The 409-nt window shown below is 29.8% G+C and carries 1 protein-coding gene; it reads right to left on the bottom strand.

The features are described from left to right. The coding region (locus E3E36_RS12380) for a four helix bundle protein (RefSeq protein WP_167895635.1) at positions 1-260 on the bottom strand (260 nt) is incomplete at its 3' end. Positions 261-409: the final 149 nt, after the last annotated feature.

Raw genomic sequence — 409 nt, 5'->3', positions numbered from 1 at the left:
AAAGCATCAATTAAATGATTAATAGTTTCTGCTAACGACCCTCTTGCCTGAATACAAAAATGAATTTGGTCTGGATACGAAAATCTGCCATGACCTTCTGCTATCAGTGAATTTATTGAACGAGAACTTCTTATAATCTGGTCTATAAGTTTAAATTTCTCCTCAGGAGGAAAATATTTTGTAAGTAATCTAATTTCATTCTTAAAAATTCTTGATTTCTTCCACACCTCTAATTCCTCAAAACCAAAATTACTATTCATAATTCACTATTTACTTTAGATACCCTATAAACTCTATTTACTCATTACCGTCTTATTTGTACGAAAACATGTTCCTTTAAACAACGCAACTATATTATTATGTTGATTGGTTACAGTTATATGATACAAACCTGTACTTCTTCCATTAT

It is taken from the genome of Thermococcus sp. M36 (assembly GCF_012027355.1).
GTDB lineage: Archaea > Methanobacteriota_B > Thermococci > Thermococcales > Thermococcaceae > Thermococcus.
The sequence above is the reverse complement of the archived record's forward strand: the minus strand, read 5'-3'. Positions and strand labels throughout refer to the sequence as shown.